This window comes from Methyloparacoccus murrellii, assembly GCF_054657115.1.
Window position 1 is genome coordinate 1 of sequence record NZ_BAAHXD010000049.1, and the last position, 25,788, is coordinate 25,788.

The 25,788-nt window shown below is 64.8% G+C and carries 25 protein-coding genes; 7 read left to right on the top strand and 18 right to left on the bottom strand.

Features of this window, described 5'->3' with window-relative positions; genetic code table 11:
* Positions 1-437: 437 nt before the first annotated feature.
* A complete protein-coding gene (locus tag ACYQ1H_RS12850) occupies positions 438-1,472 on the top strand; it encodes an IS30 family transposase (RefSeq protein WP_460028438.1) in 1,035 nt (344 codons plus the stop codon).
* A 54-nt stretch (positions 1,473-1,526) separates the two neighbouring features.
* Here ACYQ1H_RS12850 and ACYQ1H_RS12855 read toward each other — a convergent pair whose 3' ends face one another.
* From ACYQ1H_RS12855 to rpe, 7 genes are all read right to left on the bottom strand, one after another.
* On the bottom strand, positions 1,527-1,823 hold the full coding sequence (locus ACYQ1H_RS12855; protein ID WP_460028439.1) for an acylphosphatase: 297 nt from the start codon (positions 1,821-1,823) through the stop codon (positions 1,527-1,529).
* Positions 1,802-4,009, bottom strand: coding sequence for a bifunctional 23S rRNA (guanine(2069)-N(7))-methyltransferase RlmK/23S rRNA (guanine(2445)-N(2))-methyltransferase RlmL (gene rlmKL / locus ACYQ1H_RS12860; protein WP_460028440.1), 2,208 nt, complete (start codon positions 4,007-4,009; stop codon positions 1,802-1,804). The genes ACYQ1H_RS12855 and rlmKL overlap by 22 nt, the downstream gene beginning before the upstream one ends.
* Positions 4,010-4,038: 29 nt before the next feature.
* Positions 4,039-4,668 carry a transglycosylase SLT domain-containing protein gene (locus tag ACYQ1H_RS12865; protein WP_460028441.1) on the bottom strand — a complete coding sequence of 210 codons (630 nt, stop codon included), beginning with the start codon at positions 4,666-4,668 and terminating at the stop codon, positions 4,039-4,041.
* Positions 4,665-5,573: a cation diffusion facilitator family transporter gene (locus tag ACYQ1H_RS12870; protein WP_460028442.1), complete on the bottom strand. Its 909-nt coding sequence runs from the start codon at positions 5,571-5,573 to the stop codon at positions 4,665-4,667. Before ACYQ1H_RS12870 ends, ACYQ1H_RS12865 begins: the two co-directional genes overlap by 4 nt.
* A 67-nt stretch (positions 5,574-5,640) precedes the next feature.
* A complete protein-coding gene (gene trpE / locus ACYQ1H_RS12875; RefSeq protein WP_460028443.1) occupies positions 5,641-7,119 on the bottom strand; it encodes an anthranilate synthase component I in 1,479 nt (492 codons plus the stop codon).
* Positions 7,120-7,176: 57 nt separating this feature from the next.
* A complete protein-coding gene (locus ACYQ1H_RS12880) occupies positions 7,177-7,869 on the bottom strand; it encodes a phosphoglycolate phosphatase (protein ID WP_460028444.1) in 693 nt (230 codons plus the stop codon).
* Positions 7,845-8,585 carry a ribulose-phosphate 3-epimerase gene (gene rpe, locus ACYQ1H_RS12885; protein ID WP_460028445.1) on the bottom strand — a complete coding sequence of 247 codons (741 nt, stop codon included), beginning with the start codon at positions 8,583-8,585 and terminating at the stop codon, positions 7,845-7,847. Before rpe ends, ACYQ1H_RS12880 begins: the two co-directional genes overlap by 25 nt.
* 251 nt (positions 8,586-8,836) lie before the next feature.
* On the opposite strand from rpe, the gene polA reads away from it, so the two are divergent.
* Positions 8,837-11,539, top strand: a complete 2,703-nt coding sequence (polA, locus tag ACYQ1H_RS12890) for a DNA polymerase I (protein ID WP_460028446.1) — start codon at positions 8,837-8,839, stop codon at positions 11,537-11,539.
* Between the two features lie 124 nt (positions 11,540-11,663).
* Here the strand turns inward: polA and ACYQ1H_RS12895 are convergent, their stop codons facing one another.
* On the bottom strand, positions 11,664-12,227 hold the full coding sequence (locus ACYQ1H_RS12895; protein WP_460028447.1) for a hypothetical protein: 564 nt from the start codon (positions 12,225-12,227) through the stop codon (positions 11,664-11,666).
* 279 nt (positions 12,228-12,506) lie between these two features.
* Here ACYQ1H_RS12895 and ACYQ1H_RS12900 point away from each other — a divergent pair, with 279 nt between their 5' ends.
* The 5 genes from ACYQ1H_RS12900 (at position 12,507) to ACYQ1H_RS12920 (ending at position 17,168) form a co-directional block, all read left to right on the top strand.
* Positions 12,507-14,489, top strand: a complete 1,983-nt coding sequence (locus tag ACYQ1H_RS12900) for a peptidase U32 family protein (RefSeq protein ID WP_460028448.1) — start codon at positions 12,507-12,509, stop codon at positions 14,487-14,489.
* A gap of 89 nt (positions 14,490-14,578) precedes the next feature.
* Positions 14,579-15,259, top strand: a complete 681-nt coding sequence (locus ACYQ1H_RS12905) for an SOS response-associated peptidase (protein WP_460028449.1) — start codon at positions 14,579-14,581, stop codon at positions 15,257-15,259.
* Positions 15,256-15,609, top strand: coding sequence for a DUF3301 domain-containing protein (locus tag ACYQ1H_RS12910; RefSeq protein ID WP_460028450.1), 354 nt, complete (start codon positions 15,256-15,258; stop codon positions 15,607-15,609). Before ACYQ1H_RS12905 ends, ACYQ1H_RS12910 begins: the two co-directional genes overlap by 4 nt.
* 196 nt (positions 15,610-15,805) lie before the next feature.
* Positions 15,806-16,129, top strand: a complete 324-nt coding sequence (locus tag ACYQ1H_RS12915; RefSeq protein WP_460028451.1) for a cysteine rich repeat-containing protein — start codon at positions 15,806-15,808, stop codon at positions 16,127-16,129.
* 826 nt (positions 16,130-16,955) lie between these two features.
* A complete protein-coding gene (locus tag ACYQ1H_RS12920) occupies positions 16,956-17,168 on the top strand; it encodes a transposase (protein WP_460028462.1) in 213 nt (70 codons plus the stop codon).
* 122 nt (positions 17,169-17,290) lie between these two features.
* Here ACYQ1H_RS12920 and ACYQ1H_RS12925 read toward each other — a convergent pair whose 3' ends face one another.
* From ACYQ1H_RS12925 to ACYQ1H_RS12970, 10 genes are all read right to left on the bottom strand, one after another.
* Complete coding sequence (locus ACYQ1H_RS12925; protein WP_460028452.1) at positions 17,291-20,518, bottom strand: type I restriction endonuclease subunit R; 3,228 nt, start codon at positions 20,516-20,518, stop codon at positions 17,291-17,293.
* On the bottom strand, positions 20,487-20,765 hold the full coding sequence (locus tag ACYQ1H_RS12930) for a type II toxin-antitoxin system RelE/ParE family toxin (protein WP_460028453.1): 279 nt from the start codon (positions 20,763-20,765) through the stop codon (positions 20,487-20,489). The genes ACYQ1H_RS12925 and ACYQ1H_RS12930 overlap by 32 nt, the downstream gene beginning before the upstream one ends.
* A 1-nt stretch (position 20,766) precedes the next feature.
* On the bottom strand, positions 20,767-21,018 hold the full coding sequence (locus ACYQ1H_RS12935; RefSeq protein ID WP_460028454.1) for a type II toxin-antitoxin system Phd/YefM family antitoxin: 252 nt from the start codon (positions 21,016-21,018) through the stop codon (positions 20,767-20,769).
* Positions 21,019-21,192: 174 nt separating this feature from the next.
* On the bottom strand, positions 21,193-21,387 hold the full coding sequence (locus tag ACYQ1H_RS12940; RefSeq protein WP_460028455.1) for a type II toxin-antitoxin system Phd/YefM family antitoxin: 195 nt from the start codon (positions 21,385-21,387) through the stop codon (positions 21,193-21,195).
* A gap of 37 nt (positions 21,388-21,424) precedes the next feature.
* Positions 21,425-21,673, bottom strand: coding sequence for a hypothetical protein (locus tag ACYQ1H_RS12945; RefSeq protein ID WP_460028456.1), 249 nt, complete (start codon positions 21,671-21,673; stop codon positions 21,425-21,427).
* A gap of 11 nt (positions 21,674-21,684) precedes the next feature.
* Positions 21,685-23,040, bottom strand: a complete 1,356-nt coding sequence (locus ACYQ1H_RS12950) for a restriction endonuclease subunit S (protein ID WP_460028457.1) — start codon at positions 23,038-23,040, stop codon at positions 21,685-21,687.
* The gene (locus tag ACYQ1H_RS12955; protein WP_460028458.1) at positions 23,037-23,534 is read right to left on the bottom strand and encodes an endonuclease domain-containing protein; all 498 of its coding nucleotides are present in this window, start codon (positions 23,532-23,534) and stop codon (positions 23,037-23,039) included. The genes ACYQ1H_RS12950 and ACYQ1H_RS12955 overlap by 4 nt, the downstream gene beginning before the upstream one ends.
* Complete coding sequence (locus ACYQ1H_RS12960; RefSeq protein ID WP_460028459.1) at positions 23,531-24,028, bottom strand: GNAT family N-acetyltransferase; 498 nt, start codon at positions 24,026-24,028, stop codon at positions 23,531-23,533. The genes ACYQ1H_RS12955 and ACYQ1H_RS12960 overlap by 4 nt, the downstream gene beginning before the upstream one ends.
* The gene (locus ACYQ1H_RS12965; RefSeq protein WP_460028460.1) at positions 24,016-24,303 is read right to left on the bottom strand and encodes a type II toxin-antitoxin system TacA family antitoxin; all 288 of its coding nucleotides are present in this window, start codon (positions 24,301-24,303) and stop codon (positions 24,016-24,018) included. Before ACYQ1H_RS12965 ends, ACYQ1H_RS12960 begins: the two co-directional genes overlap by 13 nt.
* A 71-nt stretch (positions 24,304-24,374) precedes the next feature.
* The coding region (locus tag ACYQ1H_RS12970; protein ID WP_460028461.1) for an HsdM family class I SAM-dependent methyltransferase at positions 24,375-25,788 on the bottom strand (1,414 nt) is incomplete at its 5' end.

Below are 25,788 nucleotides of genomic sequence, written 5' to 3' on the forward strand. Positions count from 1 at the left end.
GACCTCGAAGCCACATTGCATCGATACACGCACCTTTACAACCACCACATCCCGCAACAAGCCTTGAACCATCGATCACCGGTGCAGAGCATGAAAGAATGGCAGTCTTCACACCCTCATCTCTTTCGAAAAAAGGTTTACCACCTCACGGGACTCGACAAATAGATCGCGTTGCTCTTCCCAACATCCCACTGAACCGCCCCGGGTTTCGTGGAGGCCCGGTGGTGTGAGTCAGACGGGTACGGTCTGCTCGGAGCTATAGTCGAAACTGGTGTACGGACCGTAGGTCTGGAGCTGGAGCGGCCGCTTGAAAGGGCGGCGTGTCTCTGCTGAGAATGGATTGTCGAGATCACATTTTCAGTTACAAAGAGAACACGCCAAATGAAGGGCGGATTCAAATCTGAAGTGCAACACCTGAAATCGAGTAAGGTCATCAGATGAATCCAACTGCCAAATCGTACACCCAACTCCAGCCAGAAGAACGCGTGACGCTGGCCAGTCTCCATCAACAAGCCTATAGCGTCCGGTCGATGGCTGAAACTCTCAAGCGGTCGCCCAGCACCATCAGCCGGGAGCTTAGGCGCAATAGCCAGGATGGCCATTATGGCAGCGGGGTGGCGCATCACCGCTGTCAGACGCGCCGTCGCCAGGCTCGGCCTCTCGGTAAACTGCATCCCAGCTCGGTGACGTTCGATGTCGTCCGTCATTTTCTCGGTTGGCGCTGGTCACCTGAGCAAATCGCGCTGACCATGGCGCGCGTTCATCCCAAAGGCCATCCCTATCGCGTGTCCACTGAAACCATCTACCGCTGCATCTACGCCCAACCGGTGGGCGAACTGCGCAAGGAGCTGATTGCCAGTCTGCGACAGGCACGAAATAAACGCGTCCCGCGCAGTAAAGGCCAGGATCGACACGGCCACATCCCCGATCAGCTCAGTATCCATCTGCGCCCGCCGGAGATTGAGGAGCGCCAGTTTCCGGGGCACTGGGAGGGTGACCTGATCAAGGGCGAAGGCAATGCCAGCGCCGTGGGTACCCTGGTGGAACGCACCAGCCGGCTGCTGATTCTGGTCAAGCTGCCGCACCCCAAACCTGCCACGGCCGCCCACGTCCTGCAGGACTTTACCGATAAACTCCAAGGGATTGCCAAGCCACTTCGCCTCAGTCTGACCTACGATCAGGGCAAGGAAATGGCCTATCACCGTCAACTCACCGAGGCGACCGGCATCGCCGTGTACTTCTGCGACCCCCACAGCCCCTGGCAAAGAGGCTCCAACGAGAACATCAACGGTTTGGTCCGACAGTACCTGCCCAAAGGCACCGATCTCTCCAGCTACACCCAAGAACAGCTGGATGCCATTGCCGATGAAATCAATGGTCGGCCCCGAAAAGGTCTCGGTGTAAGATCACCGCTCTCGGTCTATGCCGAATGTCTTGCCCAGAGCCAGAAAACCCCGTCAACCCAACACTAACCCACAGTGTTGCACTTCAGTTTTGAATCCGCCCCTTCTTGCCCTGCTCATGACTCACCCATCCCGCTCGACGCGGAAACGGGTGAAAGCGCCGGCGGGTGGCTCCTCGGTCACTTCACAGCTTGCGACCCGGGCCAGGGGCGGCCCCTGACAACACCAGGCCTTGAGTTCCCGCAAGGCATCTGCCGGACCCTCGGCAACCAGTTCCACCCGACCGTCGGCGAGATTCCTGACCCAGCCGACCAGGCCCAGGCGTTCGGCCACCTCCCGGGTCGCCGCGCGAAAAAACACGCCCTGCACCCGGCCAGCCACGACGAGGCGCAGCCGCTTCATGCCGGCCCGATCAGCCATGCCGCATGTATCCTCGGATTGCGCTCGAAATCCCGCGGCAAGGTCTCGCGGCTGATGTCCTCGACCCGGCAATCGGCAAGCGACGCCCGATCGAGCCGGAACTTGCGGTGATTGTTGGAAAACAGCAGCTGCCCGCCTGGCACCAGCAGCGCCAGGCATTGGCGGATGAGGCCGACATGGTCGCGCTGGATGTCCAGCGTGCCCGCCATCCGCTTGGAGGTGGAGAAGGTCGGTGGATCAAGGAAGATGACATCGTAACGCTGACGGGTCGCAACGGCCTCGGCGAGCCAGGCCAGGCAATCCGCCTGGATGAACGCATGCCGGGCATCCTGCAGGCCATTGAGAGCCAGATTGCGGGCGGCCCAGTCGAGATAGGTGCGCGACAGGTCGACGGTGGTGGTCGTGGCCGCCCCGCCGCTGGCGGCATAGACGGTCGCGGTGCCGGTGTAGGCGAACAGGTTGAGGAACCGCTTGCCCCGCACCCGCTCACGGATGAGGCTGCGGGTCAGGCGATGATCGAGAAACAGCCCGGTGTCCAGATAATCCTCGAGGTTGACCCGGAACTTCAGACCGCCCTCCTCGACGATGCGGAACTGTTCCGACTGGGCCTGTTTCTCGTACTGGGCCGTGCCCTTCTGCCGGCGGCGGACCTTGAGCACCAGTTGCTCGGGCGCTATCGCCAGCACGGCGGGAATGACGGCTAGCGCCTCGATCAGCCGGGTTTCCGCCTTGACCGGGTCGATGCTTGCCGGAGCCTCGTACTCCTGCGCATGCACCCAGAGCGTGCCCTCGCTCGGATAGAGATCGATGGCAATGGCATATTCCGGCAGGTCGGCGTCGTAGAGCCGGTAACAGGCGACGCCCTGCTGCCGGGCCCAGCGCCCCAGCGTGCGCAGGTTCTTGCGCAGCCGGTTGGCAAGCATGCCGGCACCGCCGCTGTCAACCGCCACCGAGCGCGCCCGGCGCAGCAGGCGTCGGCGCTCGCGCTCGGCCTCGGTGGGCGGCTCGCCCTCGTGGGGCGTGAAGAAACGTACCTCGGCCACCTCGAAATTGAACAGCTTGCAGGGCAAGGCACCGTTGTAGAGCGCATACTGCCGCGTGGCGCGCAGCCCCAGCTTGAAGGCCAGTTCCGGATTGCCGGTGAACACGCTGGCATGCCAGCCCGGAAAATGGTCGCGCAGCGTGGCGCCCAGTTCCCGGTAGAGCGGCGCCAGGCTCGCCTCGTCGCCCAGCCGTTCGCCATAGGGCGGATTGACCGCCAGGAGACCGTGCGCCAGCCGCGGCCGGGCCTCGCTGAGCGGCTTGCGTTCGATATGGACATGCCCGCGCAGGCCGGCCCGCTCCAGATTGCCGAGCGCCGCATGAACGGCGTGGCGGTCGGCATCGTGGCCGACGATGGGCGGCAGCCCGGCCAGTCCCGCCACGGCGCGTGCCTCCGCCTCCGCGACCGCCGCCAGCCACCGGGATGCGTCGTGCCCGCGCCAGCCGAGAAAGCCGAACCAGGGCCGATGCAGTCCCGGCGCCACGTCGGCCGCCATCAACGCCGCCTCGATCGGCAGGGTGCCGGAGCCGCACATCGGGTCCAGGAACTGGCCGCCGGCCGCGGCGACGGCAGGCCAACCGGCCCGGAGCAGAATGGCCGCGGCGAGATTCTCCTTCAGTGGCGCCTTGCCGCCCTCGGTGCGGTAACCGCGCCTGTGCAGGCTGTCGCCGGAAAGATCGATGCTGACGGTCGCCTGGTCACGGTCCAGGTAGACATTCACGCGCACATCCGGCCGCGCCAGGTCGATGGACGGCCGGGTGCCGTGACGGCGGCGGCACTGGTCGACGATGGCGTCCTTGACCTTCTGCGCCCCATACAGGGTGTGGGTGATACGGGAACGATTGGCGGCGAAATCCACCGCCAGGGTCGCTTCCGGCTCCAGGTGGAGATCCCAGTCGATGGCATCGACACCGGCATAGAGGGCGGCTTCCGTCGCGGCAGGGAAACGGGCGAGCGGCATGAGGACGCGGTTGGCCAGCCGCGACCACAGACAGACCCGGTAGGCTGCGGCCAGATCACCGTCGAAGGCGACGCCGGCGCGGGCCTCGCTCACGCCGGCAAGGCCGAGATCGCGCAGTTCCTGGGCCAGCAACAGTTCAATGCCCAGCGGGGCGGTGGCGAAGAAGCGGGTGGCGGATGTCATGATGGCTTGTTGACTGGCGGACGGGCGGTTCAGTTGATGGCCAGCATCTGGTCGAGCTCGGCCCGGCAGTCCTGCAACTGCCGCTGGTAGCGATCGGCGGTTTCCTGGACATGCCTGGCGTAACTCAGGAGCCAGGGCTTCTGGCGGTGGCTGCCCCGCGCGTAGCCGCCCTGCCCTTCGTGGTAGGCCAGGTAGTGGCGGTACGCATCGCGGGGCGGAATGCCGAGCTCGGCCTGGCTCTGACGCGCATACCAGCCGACGAAATCCACGGCAGCGGCGAAATCGTCACGCTCGGCGCCGTCATTGCCGGTGCTGTCCCGGTAGCGCTCCCAGGTGCCGTCCAGGGCCTGGCTGTAGCCATAGGCGGTCGAGGGGCGGGACAACGGGATGACGCCCAGCCACCAGCGACGCGGCGGTTGCGCATCGGCGACATAGCCGGACTCGTGGCGGATGATCGCCATTTGCACGGCGATGGGCACGCCCCAGCGCTGCTGCGAGCTGCGGGCGGCCGCATACCAGCCGTCCTGCTCCCGGAAAATGCTGCACACGCTGGCCGGCTCGCTGGGCGGTGTCGTGGCACAGCTCGCCAGGCCGAACACGGTTCCCAGCGCCCACGGGAGGTGATGCGCCCGGCTGCGATGCCGCCGTCCGCTGCTCAATCGCGGTGGTCCGGTTCGAAGAACAGCCAGCGCACCCGGGGGAATGCGGTCCTCAGCGCCCGCTCGCAGGCGTTGATGGCATCGATCAGCTGGCGCGAGCCGGGTTGCTCGCGCAATTCGGCCTTCACCGCCACCATGATGTCGTCGCCCAGCTGCAGGGTGATGAGGTTGAACACCCGGACAACCTCCGGCCGGTCCTCGAGCCATTCCCGCATCGCCTGGCGGGTCTGTGGCTCCACGCTCTCGCCGATCAACAGGCTCTTCACCTCGGCGCCGACCCCGATGGCGACGCCCACCAGCAGCAGTCCGATGGCGATGCTGCCCAGGGCATCGAAGATCGGATTGCCGGTCGCGATGGTCAACAGGATCGCGATCAGGGCCAGCAACAAGCCCGCCAGGGCGGCGATATCCTCGCCCAGCACCACGAGCAGAGCGCTCTGCCGGGTCTCGCGGAACCATGCCCACAGACCCTGCGACCCCCGCACCCGGTCGACCTCCTGCAGGCAGGCGCGCAGGGAGAACGCCTCCATGACGATGCTGAAGACCAGGATCACCACCGCCAGCCAGGGCGTGGCGAGCGCGGTCTCCTGGTCCAGCTTGTGAACGCCCTCATAGATGGAAAACACGCCGCCCATGCTGAACAGGATCAGCGCCACGATGAAGGACCAGAAATAGATCGCCTTGCCGTAACCCAGCGGATGCTCGGGGCTGGGCGGCTGCTGGGCGCGCTTCAGGCCCCACAGCAAGAGCCCCTGGTTGCCGCAATCGGCAAAGGAGTGGATCGCCTCCGCCAGCATCGAGTTCGAGCCGGTATGAATCGCCGCGGCCAGCTTGGCGACGGCGATGGCGGCATTCGCCCCCAGGGCGAAGAGGATGGATCTCAGCGAGCCGCCGGATGCGGACATCGGCACATCTCGTGGACGGCGCACCGGGTACCGGCGGGTCGGCCCGGGGCAGTGGCAGGCGGAGCGCTCATCCCTGGTCCAGCCCGGCCTCGGCCATGGCGACGGCTCGGAACACGGCGCGTCCCTTGTTGAGCGTTTCCTCCCACTCGTTGAGCGGAATGGAGTCGTGCACCACGCCGGCGCCGGCCTGGATATGCAGGGTGCCATCCTTGATGACGGCGGTACGGATGGCGATGGCGGTATCGAGGTTGCCGGACCAGCCGACATAGCCGACCGCGCCGGAGTAGACGCCGCGCTTGACCGGTTCCAGCTCGCCGATGATTTCCATCGCCCGGATCTTCGGCGCGCCGCTGACGGTACCGGCCGGGAAGGTGGCGCGCAGCACGTCGAAAGCATCCTTGCCGCCTTGCAGACGGCCGGTGACGTTGGAGACGATATGCATCACGTGCGAATAGCGCTCGATGATCATGCGGTCGGTGACCTTGACCGAGCCGGTCTCGGCCACCCGGCCGGCATCATTGCGGCCGAGATCGATGAGCATCAGGTGTTCGGCGACCTCCTTGGGATCGGCCAGGAGATCCTTTTCCAGCGCCAGATCCTCCTCTGGCGTCTTGCCGCGGCGGCGGGTGCCGGCAATCGGCCGGACGGTGACCACGCCGTCCTCCAGCCGCACCAGGATTTCCGGCGAGGAACCGACGACCTGGAAATCGCCGAGGTTGAGCTGGAACAGGTACGGCGAGGGATTCAGGCAGCGCAGCGCCCGGTAGAGGTCCAGCGGCGCGGCTGCGAACGGGATGGACATGCGCTGCGACAGCACCACCTGCATGACATCGCCCTCGACGATGTAGTCCTTGATGCGGCGCACGCCCCTCTCGAAGCCCTCCTGGGTGAAGCCGGACACGAAATCGGTCTCCTCGACCGCGCGCGGCGACGCCGGCCGGCTTTCCGGCAGGCGCGTCTGGCGGAGCTCGCGGATGAGCCCGTCGAGCCGCGCCTCGGCGCGCACCAAGGCGTCCGGCTCGGCAGGATCGGCGTGGGTGATCACGAGCAACCGGCCCCTGAGGTTGTCGAACACCAGCACGTCCTCGGACACCATCAGCAGGATATCCGGTGCGCCGATGGGATCGGGCTTGTCGCTGCGCAGCTGCGGCTCGATGTAGTGGATGGTCTCGTAGCCGAAGTAGCCGACCAGCCCGCCGGTAAAGCGCGGCAGGCCATCAATGGCGGGCACCCGGTAACAGGCGGCGAAATCCCGGATCCAGCTCAGCGGATCACCGACGGCCAGGCTCTCCTCGATGCGGCCGTCGCGCTCGATGGTGATCGCGGGGCCACGCACGCGAATGACGGTCTGGCAAGGCAGGCCGATGATCGAATAGCGCCCCCACTGCTCGCCGCCATGGACCGATTCGAACAGATAGGAGTACGGCGCGTCCGCCAGCTTGAGATAGGCGCTGAGCGGCGTGTCGAGGTCGGCCAGCACCTCGCGGGTGACGGGTATGCGGTTGTAGCCCTCGCGGGCGTAGCGCTCGAACTGTTCAGGCGTCATGGGTGCGCTTCGGTCTGGAGGTGGTTGATGCCATCGGCGAAAGCCGTCGGGAAAGGGTCACGGGCTGAGCGCCGGCGCGGCGTCCACGAGTTCCGGCAATTCGGCCAGGTTCTCGACCACGGCATCCGGCGCCAGTGCCGCCACGCCCGCGCCACCATGGTAACCGTAGGGCACGGCCACGAACATGAAGCCGGCCGCACGGGCGGCCTCGGCATCCGCCAGGGAATCACCGACCATCAGCGCCTGCGCGGGCTCGACGCCAAGCCGCTCGGCGGTCTTCAGCAGAGGCTCGGGATGCGGCTTGTGATGCTGGAACTGGTCGCCCGAAGCCAGGACTTCGAAATACCCGGCCACGCCCAGTTGCTCCAGCAGGTCGCGCGTGAAGCGGGAGTGCTTGTTGGTGACGCAGGCCAGCCGGTAGCCGCGGGCGCGCAGGCGCTCGAGGCAGTCCCGGGCCCCGGCGTAGAGCCGGGTCCGGCGGCTGAGGTTGGCGCCGTAGATATCCATGTACAGCGCCAGCGCGTCGGCAAAGCCCTCCGGCTCCGCCACCGGCCACTGCTCGCCGGTCAGCGCCCGCTTGACCAGCATCGGCATGCCGTGGCCGATCCAGCCGCGCACCCTGCCTTCCCCGGCGGGCGGTCGGCCCAGCCGGGTCAGCATCGCGTCGATCGAATGGGCCAGATCCGGCGCGCTGTCGACCAGCGTGCCGTCCAGATCAAAGACGATCAGTGATGGCCGCCGCCGCAGCATCCGCCGGAGTGGGCATGGGCCTTCGGCGACTGGGCCTTGGCAAGTTCGTCGCGCATCGCCTGGATGATGCTGTCGTAGCGGTTGGGATCGCTGTCCTTGCCGGCGCCGAACACGGCGGAACCGGCAACGAAGGTGTCGACCCCCGCCTCGGCGATCTCGCGGATGTTGGCCGGACCGACGCCGCCGTCGATCTCCAGGCGGATGTCGCGGCCCGAGGCCTGGATGATCTGGCTGACGTGACGGGCCTTCTCCAGCACATAGGGGATGAACTTCTGGCCGCCGAAGCCGGGGTTGACCGACATCAGCAGGATCATGTCGATCTTTTCCAGCGTGTATTCCAGCACGTCGATGGGCGAGGCCGGATTGAACACCAGACCGGCCTTGCAGCCGGAATCCTTGATCAGGCCGAGGGTGCGGTCGACGTGCTCGGAGGCTTCCGGATGAAAGGTGATGTAGGTGGCGCCGGCCTTGGCGAAATCGGGGATGATGCGGTCCACCGGCTTGACCATCAGGTGCACGTCGATCGGCGCGGTGACGCCGTACTTCCGCAGCGCCTCGCAGACCAGCGGGCCGATGGTGAGATTGGGCACGTAGTGGTTGTCCATCACGTCGAAGTGCACGACATCGGCGCCGGCCTTGAGAACATTGGCCACTTCCTCGCCCAGGCGGGCGAAGTCGGCAGACAGGATGGAGGGGGCAATCCAGGGTGTATTCATGATCGGGTGGCTCGCTCGATGGACGGATGAGGTGGCCGGCTCCCGCGCCGTGCCGGAACCAGGCTTGCCCATTTCCCGAACGAGCGCCAATCTCGCCGGGCCGGGGCTTGAAGGCGGGTATTCTCACACTTGGCTTGAGGACCGGCAAGCAACCGTCCGGCTGCCGGCCTTCGGTGCCGCAGCGGGGTGGCAGGGTGTCGGGCGGGGGGACTGCTAGAATGCCGCCACCTCATCCCCGCGCCATGGTCCGCATGTCCAACCCTGCCCGCACCCTCGTCCTCGTCGACGGCTCGTCGTTCCTCTACCGTGCCTTCCATGCCCTGCCGCCGCTGACCAACTCCCGCGAGGAGCCGACCGGAGCGGTACTGGGCGTCGCCAACATGCTGCGCAAGCTGCTGTCGGCCTATCCCGGCGCCCATATCGGCGTGGTCTTCGACGCGCCGGGGCGGACCTTTCGCGACGATCTGTTCGAAGCCTACAAATCCCACCGCCCGCCGATGCCGGATGCCCTGCGGGCGCAGGTCGAGCCCCTGCATGCCGTCATCCGCGCCATGGGGCTGCCACTGCTGATCGAGACCGGCGTGGAGGCCGACGACGTCATCGGCAGCCTGGCAGTGCGGGCGGCAGCGGCCGGCTATGACGTGATCATCTCCACCGGCGACAAGGACATGGCACAGTTGGTCAGCGACCGCATCACGCTGGAAAACACCATGACCGATACCCGCCTGGACCGCGAGGGCGTCATCGCCAAGTTCGGCGTGCCACCGGAACGCATCGTCGACTACCTGACCCTGGTCGGCGACACCGCCGACAACATTCCGGGCGTGCCCAAGGTCGGACCCAAGACCGCCGCCAAATGGCTGCAGGACCATGGCTCGCTGGACGAACTGGTGGCCCGGGCCGGTACGGTCGCCGGCAAGGTCGGCGAGAACCTGCGCGCCTCGCTCGGACAGATTCCCCTGTCGCGGCAGCTGGCAACCATCCGCTGCGACCTGGAATTGCCGCTGACGCCCGACCAGCTGGGCTGCGCGCCGCCGGACCTGGCCGAGCTGCGCGCCTGGCTGACACGACTGGAATTCCACAGCTGGTTGCGGCAGCTGGAGGCCGACGGCGATCCCGCTCCGGCGGCACCGCGCAGCGGGATCGAGACGCGCCACGCCTGCGTGCTGACGGAAGCCGACCTGGAGCGCTGGCTGGCAAGGCTGGCCGCGGCCGAGCTGTTCGCCTTCGATACCGAAACCACCAGCCTGGACTACATGCAGGCGGACATCGTCGGTGTCTCGTTTGCCATGACCGCCGGCGAGGCGGCCTACGTGCCGCTGGCGCACGATTATCCCGGCCGGCCCGAGCAGCTGTCGCGGGATGCCGTGCTGGCGCGGCTGCGGCCGCTGCTGGAAGACCCCCGGCGCGCCAAGGTCGGACAGAACCTCAAGTACGACGCCCATGTGCTCGCCAATCATGGCATCGCCCTGCGCGGCATCCGCCATGACACGATGCTGCAATCCTATGTGCTGAACAGCACCGCGAGCCGCCATGACATGGATTCGCTCGCCCGGCATTACCTGGGACACACCACCATCACCTACGAGGATGTCGCCGGCAAGGGCGCCAAGCAGATGCCGTTCGCGGCGGTCGAGATCGCCGACGCCACCGCCTACGCGGCCGAGGATGCGGACATCACCCTGCGCCTGCACCAGCATCTGTGGCCGCGGCTCGAAGCCGAGGCGGAGCTGAAGCGGGTCTACGAGACCCTGGAAATCCCCCTGGTGCCGGTCCTCACCCGCATCGAACGCACCGGCGTGCTGGTGGACGTTTTCAAGCTGGCCGCGCAGAGCCGCGAGCTGGAGCAGCGGCTGCAGGACATCGAGCAGGCGGCGCACGAGGTTGCCGGTGGCGCGTTCAATCTCGGCTCGCCCAAGCAGATCCAGGCCGTCCTCTACGATCAGCTGCAGCTGCCGGTACTGAAGAAGACGCCCAAGGGACAGCCCTCGACCGACGAATCGGTGCTGGCGGAACTGGCGGAGCACTACGACCTGCCGCGCCTGATCCTCGATTACCGCTCGGTCGCCAAGCTGCGCTCGACCTACACCGAAAAGCTGCCGCAGCAGATCAACCCGCGGACCGGGCGGGTGCATACCTCCTATCACCAGGCGGTAGCGGCCACCGGCCGGCTGTCATCGTCCGATCCCAACCTGCAGAACATACCGGTCCGCACCGCCGAAGGCCGCCGCATTCGCCAGGCCTTTGTCGCTCCGTCCGGCCACCGCATCCTGGCGGCGGACTATTCGCAGATCGAGCTGCGCATCATGGCGCATTTTTCCGGCGATGCCAGCCTGCGCGCCGCCTTTGCCGCAGGCACCGATGTGCATCGCCACACGGCGGCCGACGTGTTCAGCGTCGCCCCGGAGGCGGTGACCGCCGATCAGCGCCGCTCGGCGAAGGCGATCAATTTCGGCCTGATCTATGGCATGTCGGCGTTCGGTCTGGCCAGGCAGCTGGGCATCGACCGGGGGCTGGCGCAGGAGTACATCGATATCTATTTCCGACGCTACCCCGGCGTCAAGGCGTTCATGGACCAGAGCCGGGAAACCGCCCGCGCGCGCGGCTACGTGGAAACGCTGCTGGGACGCCGGCTGTACGTGCCGGACATCCATTCCCGCAACGCGCAAAGCCGCCAGTACGCGGAACGCACGGCCATCAACGCGCCGATGCAGGGCACCGCCGCGGATATCATCAAGTCGGCGATGATCGCCGTGGACGGCTGGATTCAGTCCTCGGATTGCGGCGTGCGCATGATCATGCAGGTGCACGACGAACTGGTCTTCGAGGTGGCGGAGGACGCTCTCGAACGGGCCACCGAATCCATACGGGGCCTGATGGCGGAGGCGGTATCGCTGTCGGTGCCGCTCGCAGTCGACATCGGTGCCGGCGCCAACTGGGACGAGGCGCACTGAGGCGGTGCAGGCTTCCGGGTGGCCCAGCGGGTGCAGCGGAGGATGCCCGATGCGGTTTATGCCGGGCAAAAAAATCCGGCGGGCCCGGAACGGGCGCCGCCGGCCAAGTGCTCAAGTGGCAAGTTCAGATCTGGTCGACCACGGTGATACAGAGGTTGGTCGGCTTCTGCTGGCTGTCCAGCAGCGGCTTGATGGTAAAGCTGACGATGCTCTCGACGCCCGCATCCCCCAGGTCGGCGGCGGGAACGTTCTTGAGCTTGACTTCGTCGCCCTGGATGGACCAGGTGTAGTCGGCATCGAACGCCTTGTTCTTGCCGGAATTTTCCAGGTCGACCTCGAAATTCGCGCCCGCGCAGGCCGGCGTCGGCGGCTTCAGATCCAGCACATGGGTGTGAAAGCCGCTGGGCAGCTGTTCGTGCGTGCTGTCGTCGATGGGCAGATGGGTGGTCAGCACCAGGACATTGTTGGCGCCATCCGTCAGGGCACCATAGCCAAAGGCCCCGGCCTTGCCATCCATGGGGATGCCGCCCTGGGTCTCGATCTCGATCTCCAGGGTCTTGGCACGTCCCTTCCACTCGGCCTCGACATCCTTGAACTTGAGGTGATCGGTGGCCGCCCAGGCAGGCGCGCCGGCGATGCAGAGACCCAGGAATCCCGCCTGTGTGAAGCTCAATAGTTGTTTTTTCATGGTTGTAGTACCTCAACATCATGATCATAGGTCCGCGGGAAGGCGATCCCGCTGCGGACATTATGGTATCGACGCAAAATATTTACCAGAATTATTTTCGACTGAACACTTTCAGTCCTGCCCGGCGGGCCCTGCCGCGCGCCGGCGGCGGGCTCACGAACACCGGGCCATGGGCTGGTCCGGCAGAGGGAAAGCCGGCCCGTCATCCGGCATGATCACGAATCCGCCGCCGGCTTTGCATTACCATAACGCCGCCGTTCTCCCCACCGACATCCCGCCATGAGCGCCTCCCCCCACTCTCTCGAACTGCTGGCGCCGGCCAGGACCGCCGCTATCGGCATCGCCGCCGTCAACCACGGTGCCGACGCCGTCTACATCGGCGGTCCCGGCTTCGGCGCCCGCCACAACGCCGGCAACACCGTGGCCGACATCGAACGGCTCGCGCGCCATGCCCACCGCTACGATGCCCGCGTCTTCGTCACTCTCAACACCATCCTCCGCGACGACGAACTGGAAACCGCCCGCCGCCTGGCCTGGCAGGTCCACGAGGCCGGCGCCGATGCGCTGATCGTGCAGGACATGGGCCTGTTGATGCTGGACCTGCCGCCCCTCCAGCTGCATGCCAGCACCCAGTGCGACATCCGCACCCCGGAGAAGGCCCGCTTCCTGCAGGACGCCGGCTTCTCGCAGATCGTGGTGGCACGCGAACTGACGCTCGACCAGGTTCGCGCCGTGGCGGCCGTGCTGGATCGGGCGGCACTCGAGTTCTTCATCCACGGCGCGCTGTGCGTGGCCTACAGCGGCCAGTGCTACATCAGCCACGCCCACACCGGCCGCAGCGCCAACCGCGGCGATTGCTCGCAGGCCTGCCGCCTGCCCTACGAGGTACTGGACGGCCAGGGCCGCATCGTCGCCCACCAGAAGCACGTCCTGTCGGTCAAGGACAACGACCAGAGCGGCAACCTCAGGGCGCTGGTCGACGCCGGGGTGCGCAGCTTCAAGATCGAGGGCCGCTACAAGGATCTGGCCTACGTGAAGAACATCACCGGCCATTACCGCCGGCTGCTGGACCAGTTGCTGGAAGAACGCCCCGACCTGGGCCGGGCCTCCGGCGGCACGACCCGGCTGTTCTTCACCCCCGACCCGGAGCGCAGCTACAACCGGGGCCGCACCGATTACTTCGTCAACGGCCGGCAGCAGGACATCGGCGCCTTCGATACGCCGCAACACGCCGGGCTGCCGCTGGGCTGGGTGCAGAAGACCGCCGCCGATCATCTCGAGGTGGAATTGCACGAGGGCGTCGCGGTCCTGAACAACGGCGATACCCTGACCTATTTCGACTTGCAGAGGGAGTTGCGGGGCTTCCGGGTCAACACCGCCGAAGCCGTGGGCGGTCAACGTTGGCGGGCGTTCCCCAACGAGCCGATGGCGGCATTCAAGGATTTGCGGAAAGGCGTGGAGCTTTCCCGCAGCCGGGACATGGCCTGGGAAAGGCTGATGGAGAGCGACCGCACGGCGGAGCGGCGCATCGGCGTGGATCTGGCACTGATCGAAACGCCCACCGGACTGGCCCTGCAAGTGCGCGACGAGGATGGCCATAGCGCCTATGTCGAGCGGCCCCACGAACGCCAGGCCGCCCGCGACCCGGTCCGTGCCGAAGCCACGATACGGGACGCCCTCGGCAAGCTGGGCAACACCCTGTTCGCGGCACGGGACATTGTCGTGCAGCCGCTGGAGCGGAACCGGCCCGGCTTCTGGCCGGCGGCGCTGCTGAACGCCCTGCGCCGCGACGGCATCGCCGCGCTGGAACAGGCCCGCGCCGACGCCTGGACCCGCCTGCCCCGCGCCATCCCGGTGGCGCCGCCCGCCCGGTATCCCGGCGACAGCCTCAGCTATCTCGCCAATGTCTACAACCATGCGGCCCAGCGCTTCTACCTGCAGCATGGCGTCCAGGTGGTCGAGGCCGCCTACGAAAGCCACGAGGAAACCGGCGCGGCGAGCCTGATGATCACCAAGCACTGCGTGCGTTACTCGCTGTCGCTGTGCCCGAAGCAGACCAGGGGCGTAACCGGCGTCCAGGGCACCATCAAGGCCGAACCGCTGCAACTGGTCAACGGCAAGGAGCGGCTGACCCTGCAGTTCGACTGCAAGGCCTGCGAAATGCACGTGGTGGGCAGGATCAAGCGCACCGTGATGAACGAGGTGGCGGCGCAGCCGCTGCGGTTCTATCGGCACCGGGCCAAGACCGCCCCGGCCGGCTGATCATGCATTGCCGCATAGCGCGAGCGCTGCCCGCCGGCAACCGGGGCCCGGCGCCCGGGCGCCAGCGCTAGCCGTCACGGATCGCCGGGATGTGTGGCCGCTTTGTCCGTTACTCGCCGGTCGCGGTATTCGCCGGGCTCTTCGACGCCGAGGGCCACCCCGAGGACCGGCCCAGCTACAACATCGCGCCCGGCAGCCGCATCCTGGTGGCCCGGCTGGGCCGCGACGGTCATCGCCAGCTGGCGCTACTCAAATGGGGGCTGGTGCCGGCCTGGTCCGACGAGCCGAAGACGGCCTACGCGACCATCAACGCCCGCGCCGAGACCGTCGCCGACAAACCGGCCTTCCGCTCCGCCTTCCGCCATCGGCGCTGCCTGATCGCCGCCGACGGCTTCTATGAATGGCAACCGCAGCCGGACGGCCACAAGCAGCCCTACTATGTCCACCTGTCCGACCGGCAACCCTTCGCCTTCGCCGGCATCTGGGAGCACTGGACGCGCGGCGGGCGAACGCTGGACAGCTGCTCCATCCTGGTCACCACCGCCAACAGCCGCATGCGGCCCATCCATGAGCGGATGCCGGTCATCCTGCCACCCGACCGATATGCCGACTGGCTGGATCCGGGCACAACCGATCCCGCCGCCTTGCAGCCGCTGCTGGCGGCCTGCCCGGCAGCGCGGATAAGCCTCCATCCGGTCAGCACCGTGGTCAACAATCCCAGGAACGATGGCCCCGACCTGCTGCACCCCAGGGAAGCGGACACGCCATGATGCTGGCTGATCTCGCCATCGCCGGGCTGATCGCCGGCATTGGCGGCTACTGGTACAGCGCCATGCGGGCGCGGGAAGCCGGGCTTGTGGCCGTCCGCGCCGCCTGCGAGGCGGAAGGACTGCAACTGCTGGATGAAACCATCGCCTTCGTGCGCATGCGACCACAGCGCAACCGCACCGGCCAGCTCTGCTGGCTGCGGGTCTATGCCTTCGAATACAGCGACACCGGCGATAACCGCCGGCCCGGCAGCATCCACCTGCTGGGGGACGAGGTGATCCTGCTCAGCCTGGGGCAACCGGCGCCCCAGCCGCGAGACGTCGAGCGGAGCCGCTGGACGGACAACCACTGAGTCACGGCGGCATAACCAGGGCGCGACCGACCAACCGCTCCCCACCCCCGCACAGGCCGCCGGATGCGATGCCGGGTTGCCCGCAGCCGCCGCATCCGACACACTCCCCCGCCCGCTGTCCGGCTGTCGTGGCTCACGAACGGGCGGGACACGCGACCCCAAGCTTCAACATGCCCCATACCGGAGTACTGCAACCATGATGTCCATCCTGCGAACCCTGCTGGCCGCGCTGCTGATCGCCTCCCTGGGCGCCTGCGCCAAACGGCATGCTGCCCACGACACCTCGACGACCAACCCCGCGACAACGCCGCCAGCGGCCACAGGATCAGCCGCCCCGGCATCCGCGAGCGAGTCCGCGCAAAACGGCTTCCTGACTTACTGCGCGCCGGATATCCAGCGACTGTGCCCCGGCGTATCGGCGGGCGGTGGCCGAATCAAGAACTGCCTGATGGGCAAGAAGGAGCAGATGTCGGTTGGCTGCGCCCAGGCGCTCCAGAAAATGAAGCAGGAGCAGAAGTAACCGGTCAATCGGGGCAAAACGCCTCGGGCAGGCCCTCCCCTTGCGCGCGTGCCTGCCCCACATAGCCCCGGGAGACCTCAGGCTGGCCCTTGACAGGCCGGCACTCAAGGCGAGGGCGGCAACGGGGCAAGGCCGATTGGCAGCCATCCACAGAAACTGTGGATAACCATGTGCACACGGCTGTGGGTTTGCAGCGCTGGCAGGGCCTGCACTGGATTGACTGATTTTTGAACACCTAGATAAGTCATTGATTTACCAAGATCAAAGGCCGCCATTGCACTATCGACCAAGAAAAACAAGGACATCGCCGAGGGTGTGGATAAACATGCCCTCACGGTTGCACCACCGCAAAGGGCCATGGTCCGGGATTCCTGATGGTGGCAAGCCCGCCCGCGGTGGGCGAAGGGATATTCCGTGGCGGCACGATCCCTCCGCTATTGATGACGCCCCGCGCACAGGCCGATAGCCTCTTCATGCATCGTCGGGGTTTCCGATTCCGATGCCCGACAGTGTTCCTCTCCCGAGCCTGGAAAACCCGGCATCTGGCCGGGTTTTCCAGGCCACTACCTCGTCACGGGTAATGCCGGCTCGACAGCCATCATGCCGCACATTGCCGCCGCGTCATCTTCAACGCGCCCCGCCAGCAGCGGCATGACCCCACGCTCAGGAGCCAAACATCGCGGATTGCGCGAAGCCAGCATTCGAGCGTGAGATTCTTCATGCAAGCGCCGGCACCGCACGCCTCCTGCAGGGTAGAGGTAATCAGTGCCCTGTTGTCTTCGGGGGCGCTTGCTGATGCGCCAAACCCTGGCACAGGGTCAATGGTCTGTGGTTTGTCGGTTTCCTGATGGGCTTGAGCGAGCGCGCGTCCAAGCCGCTGGTGGTGATCCCGGACAATGCCTCGATCCACACAGCCAAATCCTTGCAACTGTGCTGGGACCTGCTCGAGGAACAAGGCCTGCGGTTTTACCTTCTGCCGCCCTGCAGTCCGGAGCTGAACCGGATCGAAATCCTGTGGAAGAAGATGAAGTACGAATGACTGCCGTTTCAATCCTTCACGCCACGGGAACTCAAGCCAGCCATCGACCCGATCGGAGCCGGCTTCGGCTCAGGGTACCAACTGACGTTCTGTCAGGTGCTTGGTGTGCGCATGCCCAGTCCCTACAAAGGCTTTGCCTGATGTCGAGCCTGCAGACCCTCATACAACTGCCCCGGCCCCAGCAGGATGTCGCGCAGGCCATGGCGAACCTGCTCCGACTCCAGCGCTTGCTTGCTCATGGTGCTGTGCGCGTCGAGCGCGTCCATGATGGCATTGAGGATGCTGGAGGCGAGATCGGGTGATTCGGCGAACTGCTGCTTGCTGTTGTTCGCCGCCTGCTGGATCAGAATCTCCGATTCCATCAGCTTGGTCTTGAGCACATTGTTGACGTAGACCAGCTTGTCATCGTCGGTCAATTCGCCCTGAAAGAGTTCGTTGACGCGGGCAATGATCTCGTCGAGCAGCGCCCTTTCCTGGTCGCGCACCTGACCGGTGCCGACATACTCCGCCGGCTTCAGCTTCACGCCGTCATCACCCAGATTGAGATGGCGCTTGCCCTTGTTCCTCAGCCCATAGTGGGTCAGCGTCAGCGTCGAGTAATCAATGGCCTCGCGCTCCCGACCGAACTCCAGCAGCGGCAGCAGTGGCTTGAAGAACAGATGGCGCTTCTCGATGGCGGTGTTGCCGTAGTCGAAGATTTGCGACAGGAAGCTGTACAGCCGCTGGAACGCGCCGATGTTGCGCTTGAACAGCAGCAGGGCGTCGAGCCCATTGCGTGCCGCCTGCTCGGCGTCCGTGTCGTTTTGCGCCTTTGCCGTCGCCAGCTTCTTCTGCCATTCCTTGTACTGCCTGACCAAGGGATCGACGACCGGCTCCAGCGCCGCCACCAGTTCGCTCTGCCTGGCGTTGGGATCGAGCAGCACGTTGACCACGCGGTCGACCTGCCCGTCGTCGTAGTGCCCGGCCGCGTCGAGTTTCTCCTTCAGCGTCAGGACCAGATGCGGGTCGGTGACGCCCGCCAGCTCGGCGGTGGTGTGGTAGAGCCGGAACGCCGCCAGCACCTCTTCCGGATCGTTGACGAAGTCCAGCACGTAGGTGGTGTCCTTGCCGGGATGCGCCCGGTTGAGCCGGGACAGGGTCTGCACCACCTGTATGCCGGCCAGCCGCTTGTCGACGTACATGCCGCACAGCAGCGGCTGATCGAAGCCGGTCTGGAACTTGTTCGCGGCCAGCAGGATGCGGAACTCGTCGGTCTTGAACGCCTCCCGGATGTCCCGGCCCCTGAGGGTCGGGTTCAGGCTGGAGGACGTTTCGCTGAAGGGGTCCGGCCCGGAGTCGGGATCGTCCACGGGTCCGGAGAACGCCGCCAGCGTGCCGATGGCGTAGCCTTGGTTCTGAATGTACTCGTCGATGGCCAGCTTCCAGCGCACCGCTTCCAGACGGCTGGACACGACCACCATCGCCTTGGCCTTGCCGTCCAGCAGCGGAGCGATGTTCTGGCGGAAGTGCTCGACGACGATCTGCACCTTCTGGGCAATGTTCCAGGGATGCAGCTTGACCCAGCGCACCAGCCCCTTGGTCGCTTCGTCCTTGTCCACCACCGTGGTCACGCCCTGCTCGCCTGTCTGTGCCAGCTTGAAGGCGAGGCTGTAGGGCGTGTAGTTCTTCAGCACGTCGAGGATGAAGCCTTCCTCGATGGCCTGCCGCATCGAGTACACATGGAAGGGTGCCGGGAGGTTGCCCGGACCCGATGGCTGGGTCAGGTCGGGCGGACGCCCGAACAGCTCCAGGGTCTTGGCCTTGGGCGTGGCGGTGAAGGCGATGTAGGTGATGTTGCAGTCCTTGGCGCGGCTGGCCATCTGCGCGGCGAGGATGTCCTCGCTGCTGATGTCGCCGCCGTCGTTCAGCTCGGCCAGCTCCTCGGCCGACAGCACCGCCTTGAGCTTGGCGGCGGCTTCGCCGGTCTGCGAGGAATGCGCCTCGTCGGCGATGACGGCAAAGCGCTTGCCCTGCGTGGCGGTCAGTTCCTCGATCAGCTTCAGCGCATGCGGGAAGGTCTGGATGGTACAGACGACGATCTTCTTGTCACCGGCCAGCGCTTGGGCAAGCTGGCCGCTCTTGCTGCCGTTGTCGGAGGTGATGGTGGCGACCACGCCCTTGGTGCGCTCGAAATCGAAGATGGCCTCCTGCAACTGGGCATCCAGCACGTTGCGGTCGGACACGACCAGCACGGTGTCGAACAGCTTGTGGTTTTCCGCATCATGCAGGTCGGCGAGGAAGTGCGCGGTCCAGGCGATGGAATTGGTCTTGCCCGAGCCGGCCGAATGCTGGATCAGGTACTTGCCGGAATAGGGGAAGCGGTGGATCAGGAAGCTGCCGCCCGGCCCTTCACGGAGGATGGCCTCGATCAGCTTGCGGGTACCGTCGAGCTGGTGGAATCGGGGGAAGATCAACCCGGAGATTTGGTGCTTGTCGTTGCGCTTCGTGACCAGATAGCGGCCGATGATCTCCAGCCAGCTCTCCCGCTCCCACACGTCGCGCCACAGGTAAGCGGTGCGGTGCCCGCCACTTGTCTTCCCCTCGCCCTCCGGGAGAGGGGTCAGGGGTGAGGGTGGATTCCCCGCGCCGCCCGCGTTGCCCTGGTTGAACGGCAGGAACGTGGTCGCCGGCCCCTCCAGCCGGGTGGTCATCCGCGCTTCGTCGTTGCTGACGGCGAAGTGGACCAGTGCGCCGCCGGGGAAACTGAGCAGCGGTTCCGTCGCTGTCTGCCCCTTGGGCTTGGGCTGGCGGTCGAAGCGGTACTGATCGACGGCATCCTCGACCGACTGGGTGAAGTCGGTTTTCAGTTCCACCGTGCCGACCGGAATACCGTTGAGGAATTGGACCAGATCGATGCAGTTCCCGTTGTGCAGCGAGTAGCGCACCTGCCGCACCACCCGCAGCCGGTTGCCTTGGTAGTCGGCGAGGATGTCCGGATTGAGGGCGTTGGCCGGCTTGAACCGCGCCAGCCGCAGCTTCTCGCGCAGACCCACCAGTTCGATGCCATGCCGCAGCACCGCCAGCGTGCCTTGCACATCGAGGCTGGCCCGCAGCCGGTCGAGCAGAACCGTCTCCGCCTTGGCCCCATGGTGCTTGACCAGCGTGTCCCATGCCTTGGGCTGGCTGGCCTGCACCCACGCGATCACATCGGCGGGGAACAGCGCCCGTGCCCGGTCATAGCCCGCCGCGTCGCCCTCGGCATAGAGCCAGCCATGGGCACCGAGGTGCTCGCAGATTTCGGTTTCGAAGGCGATTTCGTGGTGGAGCGGCATAGCGGGTTTATCGGTAAACAGCGTCGTGATCGCCGACATTCACCAGAACGATCCGGTCATCCTCTATCAGGAATTCCAGGGTGATGCGATAGGACAGGTTGATGGAGATGGCATGCAGGCCATCCAGCTTGCCGCTCAGGGCATGCAGTCGCAGGGAGGGATGATGCGGGTTGGCTTCCAACAGTTGCAGGGTCTTCAGGTAAGTCCCTCGCAAATCCGGATGCCGCTTGAGCCAGCGAGCCGCGCGGCGGCTGTAGGACTCGGTGAAAACCAGCGTGAAGGGCATCTTACCCGCCCAGTCTGGCCACATGCTCCTCGGCGGATTCCTCGACGTAACGGCCTGCCGCCAGATCGGCCCGGCTTTCCGCCAAGGCAGCCGCCAACTCACATTCACGGAGATAGTGGTAGTGGCTGATGTCCATCACCACGTAACGATCCTTGCCGCGCACCGACACAATCGCTTCCGGGTGCTCTGCGAGGCTGGCCTCGATGGCGGCCACGCCCCGGGTTTTGAGGTCATTTGCGCTGATATGTGTCATGGCAGGATTCTCATGAGGTCGATGGGCTGCTATTTAATCACACGATGAACCGCATGATGAACAGTCCGGTCGAGCCCGCCCATCAATCAGGCGATAACGGCGAGTAAATTGTCATCAGCCTGGAGACCTCCACGTGATCTCTGCCTTGATCAGGTTTTCAAGGTCAGAACTCATTCAATTGCCGCTATGAAAAAGAGTGGCGATTTCGTCTGAATGCAGATGATCGAAGTTTTCGGGGAAAGTGAACTCCGACTGACCCAGTCCCAGTTGGCGCCGGGGTTGTGGCGCTTCGGCCAACGCGACCAGTCTTGCCACCGGTTTACCGCCGCGCTCGATGATGATTTCATGGCCCGCCTCGGCCTCGGCCACGAAATGCGGCGTCCTGAAGGCTGATGGTAGCCATGGATTACACCTCGTTGCGGGTGAAGGATGGGGCCCGGTCCTGCTCGCGATCCTTGAGCAAGTCGGCGACACTGCCGCCACGCCCCTTGCCCCGAAATCGCCTGATGGGGTCAAGGGTATCCGGCACGGTGGCTGCGGCTTCACTCTCCTGATCGAGCGCAATGAAGATCACTTCGATCCGGCGATGGCGGAACTCGGGTGGAACGGGGATGACGGCTTGCGGGTCGTCGATGATTCGGCGTATGGCCAACATGAGGGCGCTCCTTATGTGGTGGCTTGCGAGTGGCCATGATAGCCCCGGACATCGATCTTGCCGGTGACGGCAGCAGAGATCAGCGCCGAGCGGCGTTCCTTGAGCAGGTCGATGGTGTGCCGGGCTTCGGTGGTGAGGTCGTCGAGTTTGGCGGTTTCGGTGTCGATGAACGCAGCTATTGATCTTTGCTCCATGATCGGTGGTACGGGCGTGACAAGCTTTTTTACGTCAGCCATGCCAATGGTTTTTAAGGTGGCCCCGAAGGTTATGGCATCCAGATAAACCTTCATCGCATTAAACACACGAAGCAAAAACAAACTATCGATAGACTTACTTGGACACCAAGCAATAAGGTGCTGAGAGACGGCCATTGATCTGGTGGTTATCGCGGCTAGTCCAATCGTTGCATCCCTCGTAAACACAACCGAGCCCTCCGGAAGCATCCGAGCGGAGGAGTTGGCCAGCCCTAAAGAATTTATTTGCACGGCAGTGTTAGTAATGTAATCGACAGCCGCTAGTTGCTTTGAGTCGTTTAATGAGACCCAAGGGATATCACAGTCTTCCCAGTATTCTGGGACGGTCTTTGACGGGGTGTGGCCACTCTCGAGCTTGGCTACATCTTTTACCCGCCTTACATCCCAATGCCTCGGCACCTCCCCCAACCACTCAATCCCGGAATCCTTCATCGGCACTGTCGGGTCCAGCCCCTTGGTCACCGCATGCGAGATGACCGCCTGCCGCTTCTCCTTCAGCAGGGCAATGAGGTTTTCCTGCTCCGCGACCAGCGCGTCGATCTTGGCGGTTTCGCGGTCGAGGAAGTCGGCGATGGCTTGCTGCTCACCAATCGGCGGAAATCCCACTGAGAAGTCCCGCACAAAATCGTCGGGAACGCGTTTCTGACCTCCAGCACCATACATGGCGGCCTCACCCAGCTTGCGGAATTGTGTGGAATTGAACAAGCGGTGCAGGTAATCACTTGTGGTTTGGTTTTCGCGTGGCCTGACAACCGTCAGCTCAGTCGTGCCAAAGCCGAAATTATTGATCAACCCTCGCATTACCGCGCCTTTCCCATTTTCATAGCAAGGCGTGATCTTCGCGATTGTGATATCGCCTTCACGGAAATAGGTATAACCCGTATCAACCTCGGATATTGGGCGAGTCCTTTCGAGGTTTAGCTTGCCGTCTTCCCCAACCGCCTCCATCGGTAAAAACGAAACTTCTGTGTCACGCGCAAGGTTTGCAACCTCTGATTTTGATGGATTCAGGGTTGCGACATGCCGTATCCGTTTGACCTCCCACCCCTCCGGAACCTCCCCCAGCCACTCCACCCCGGAGTCCTTGTACTTCGGGTAACGCGGAAAGCTCATGGCCGATTCGCCCCCTCTCCCCCAACCCCTCTCCCACGCGGGGAGAGGGGAGCCGAAGCGTCTGCGTGAGCTTGAGACCCGGTCTCTTCATCCAGGTTGGAGCGGTCCTTAGCCCCTCTCCCTTGACGGGAGAGGGGTTGGGGAGAGGGTGGAGATTGGGCCACCGCAGCCCGACAAACCTCCAGTATTCTCTCCAACACTCCCTCCAGATTGCTCTGAATCGCGTTGTTCCAAAACCGCAAAACCGTAAATCCCTGAGCGCGCAACCAGCCGTCGCGCCGGGCGTCATCATCCAGCGCATCGGCATGCTGACCACCGTCCGCCTCGATAATGCAGCGGGTTTCAAAACAAACAAAATCGACGATATATGGCCCCAGTGGCTGCTGACGCCGGAACTTGTAGCCTTGAAACCGGTGCGCCCGCAAATGACGCCACAGGAGTCTTTCGTACTCGGTGGCATTCTTACGGAGTTGTCGAGCAGTACGGGTATTCATCCAGATCTCGCCGGTTTGAGCGACAGAATGAGCGTCATGGGCTGGGTGGGCGAGGCGATGAAGCCGTGGCGCTCGTAAAAGGCTTTGGCCGGGGCGGACAGCGCATGCGCCAGCACGCCGCGTATGCCCAGGATGTCGGCGGCTTGCGCGGCCCGCAGGACGGCATCCTGCAGCAAGGCCACACCCAACCCCTTGCCTTGCCAGGACTGATCGACCGCAAGCCGGCCGAGGATGGCCAGGGGAATGGGGTCCGGCATATTGCGTCGCAGGGACGGCGGCGCTAGCCCATGGGCCAGCGCGCCGGAAGCCAGGCAGTAATACCCCACCACCTTCAGTCCTTCGCACACCACGTAGGTGCGGGAGGCGCCACTGGCCTGATTGGCACGGGCCCGCCGCTTGAGCCAGTCATCCAGGCTATCGACTCCGCAGGCAAATTCACCCAGCGATGCCTCTTCCGTCAGCGAGGCCGGGGCCGATAGCCTCAATCCTGCCACGGTTTTTTAGCGGCCATCAGCCGTTCGAAGCCCTCGCCCCCGGGAGGCGAATCCAGCACGGCCAGGAACTGTTCATAGGTAGCCGGATCGACACGGACCAGCGCCTGATCGACCAGGGATTCTTCCGCCGCCCGGCGGGAAGCGTCGATCATGAAGTCGGAACGGGTTTTTCCCTGGGCCCTGGCCGCCCGGTCGATCAGGTCACGAATGTCATCGCGCACCCTGAGGTTGACGGCGCAGGTTTGAGGATGGGGCGGGCTGGGGTGGGAGGACATGGGACAGACTCCTTAGGGTGCATGGGCGCCTATCTTACGCACTCTGATACACGTTGTGTATCTACCGACCATCAGGCCGTCAGCCCCTCGATCATGGCCTTGATGCGGTCGGTGCTGCGCTTGAGGTCGGCGTCGATCTCTTCCAGCGGGCGCGGCGGTTCGAACACATAGAAGTGCCGGTTGAACGGGATTTCGTAGCCGACCTTGGTCTTGTCGGGGTCGATCCACGCATCCGGCGCATGCGGCAGGACTTCACGTTCGAAGTAGGCCTGGATGTCTTCGGAGAGCGGCACGTTCTCGGTGTCGCGCAGGCTGCTGTCGGGCTGGGGTTTGCCTTTGAGCTTGCCCTTGCTGCCAAGGACGAGGTTGCCGTGTTCGTCGCGCAATGGTCGCTCGACGGTGATGGTGCGGTAGCCGAAGTCGGTGTTCCTGAAGATGCGGGAGATGGGCTTCTTGCCGTCGCTGGCTTCCTCGAAATTGCCGAACAGCCGGGTGATTTCGGCAATGTGCTCGTCGCTCAGCTCCTTGCGCTTGGAGCCGAGGCTCTTGCGCATCTTCTGCCACATGCCCGAGGCATCGATCAGTTGCACCTTGCCCCGCCGATGTTCGGGCTTGCGGTTGCTGAGTATCCACACGTAGGTGGCGATGCCGGTGTTGTAGAACATGTCGGTGGGCAGGGCGACGATGGCCTCGACCAGATCGCTTTCCAGCACGTAGCGGCGAATCTCGCTCTCGCCGGAACCGGCCCCGCCGGTGAACAGCGGCGAGCCGTTGAGGACGATGCCGATGCGGCTGCCGCCGTCCTTGGCCGGGCGCATCTTCGCCAGCATGTGCAGCAGGAACAGCAGGGAGCCGTCGGAGACGCGCGGCAGGCCGGGGCCGAAGCGACCGCTGAAACCCTTCTGCTCATACTCGGCGCGAATCTCCTTCTCGATCTTCTTCCACTCGACGCCGAAGGGCGGGTTGGAGAGCATGTAGTCGAACCGCTTGCCCAGCAGGCCGTCGGCGGACAGGGTGTTGCCGAAGACGATGTTGCTGATGTCATGCCCCTTGATGAGCATGTCGGCCTTGCAGATGGCGTAGGACTCCGGGTTGAGTTCCTGCCCGAACAGGATCAAGCGGGCGTCGGGATTCAGTTCGGCCAGATATTCCTCGCCGGTGGCGATCATGCCGCCAGTCCCCGCCGTCGGATCGTAGAGACTGCGGACCACGCCCGGTCGGGTCAGCGCGTCATCGTCCTCGATGAACAGCAGGTTGACCATGAGGCGGATGGCGTCACGCGGGGTGAAGTGCTCGCCGGCGGTTTCGTTCGAGAGTTCGGCGAACTTGCGGATCAGTTCCTCAAACACCAGCCCCATCCGGTGGTTGTCGACATGGGCGGGATGCAGGTCGACCTGGGCGAATTTCTCGGTGACCGGGTACAGCAGCCCGGCGCGGGCCAACTTGTCGATCTGGGTGCGGAAGTCGAAGCGCTCGAAGAGGTCG

Excerpts from the sequence above, each read along its gene's own strand:
- ACYQ1H_RS12850 (WP_460028438.1), top strand. The coding sequence starts at position 438 with ATGAATCCAACTGCCAAATCGTACACCCAACTCCAGCCAGAAGAACGC.
- ACYQ1H_RS12855 (WP_460028439.1), bottom strand. The coding sequence starts at position 1,823 with ATGGCTGATCGGGCCGGCATGAAGCGGCTGCGCCTCGTCGTGGCTGGC.
- rlmKL (WP_460028440.1), bottom strand. The coding sequence starts at position 4,009 with ATGACATCCGCCACCCGCTTCTTCGCCACCGCCCCGCTGGGCATTGAA.
- ACYQ1H_RS12870 (WP_460028442.1), bottom strand. The coding sequence starts at position 5,573 with ATGTCCGCATCCGGCGGCTCGCTGAGATCCATCCTCTTCGCCCTGGGG.
- trpE (WP_460028443.1), bottom strand. The coding sequence starts at position 7,119 with ATGACGCCTGAACAGTTCGAGCGCTACGCCCGCGAGGGCTACAACCGC.
- ACYQ1H_RS12880 (WP_460028444.1), bottom strand. The coding sequence starts at position 7,869 with ATGCTGCGGCGGCGGCCATCACTGATCGTCTTTGATCTGGACGGCACG.
- rpe (WP_460028445.1), bottom strand. The coding sequence starts at position 8,585 with ATGAATACACCCTGGATTGCCCCCTCCATCCTGTCTGCCGACTTCGCC.
- polA (WP_460028446.1), top strand. The coding sequence starts at position 8,837 with ATGTCCAACCCTGCCCGCACCCTCGTCCTCGTCGACGGCTCGTCGTTC.
- ACYQ1H_RS12895 (WP_460028447.1), bottom strand. The coding sequence starts at position 12,227 with ATGAAAAAACAACTATTGAGCTTCACACAGGCGGGATTCCTGGGTCTC.
- ACYQ1H_RS12900 (WP_460028448.1), top strand. The coding sequence starts at position 12,507 with ATGAGCGCCTCCCCCCACTCTCTCGAACTGCTGGCGCCGGCCAGGACC.
- ACYQ1H_RS12905 (WP_460028449.1), top strand. The coding sequence starts at position 14,579 with ATGTGTGGCCGCTTTGTCCGTTACTCGCCGGTCGCGGTATTCGCCGGG.
- ACYQ1H_RS12910 (WP_460028450.1), top strand. The coding sequence starts at position 15,256 with ATGATGCTGGCTGATCTCGCCATCGCCGGGCTGATCGCCGGCATTGGC.
- ACYQ1H_RS12915 (WP_460028451.1), top strand. The coding sequence starts at position 15,806 with ATGATGTCCATCCTGCGAACCCTGCTGGCCGCGCTGCTGATCGCCTCC.
- ACYQ1H_RS12925 (WP_460028452.1), bottom strand. The coding sequence starts at position 20,518 with ATGTCGGCGATCACGACGCTGTTTACCGATAAACCCGCTATGCCGCTC.
- ACYQ1H_RS12930 (WP_460028453.1), bottom strand. The coding sequence starts at position 20,765 with ATGCCCTTCACGCTGGTTTTCACCGAGTCCTACAGCCGCCGCGCGGCT.
- ACYQ1H_RS12935 (WP_460028454.1), bottom strand. The coding sequence starts at position 21,018 with ATGACACATATCAGCGCAAATGACCTCAAAACCCGGGGCGTGGCCGCC.
- ACYQ1H_RS12945 (WP_460028456.1), bottom strand. The coding sequence starts at position 21,673 with ATGTTGGCCATACGCCGAATCATCGACGACCCGCAAGCCGTCATCCCC.
- ACYQ1H_RS12950 (WP_460028457.1), bottom strand. The coding sequence starts at position 23,040 with ATGAGCTTTCCGCGTTACCCGAAGTACAAGGACTCCGGGGTGGAGTGG.
- ACYQ1H_RS12955 (WP_460028458.1), bottom strand. The coding sequence starts at position 23,534 with ATGAATACCCGTACTGCTCGACAACTCCGTAAGAATGCCACCGAGTAC.
- ACYQ1H_RS12965 (WP_460028460.1), bottom strand. The coding sequence starts at position 24,303 with ATGTCCTCCCACCCCAGCCCGCCCCATCCTCAAACCTGCGCCGTCAAC.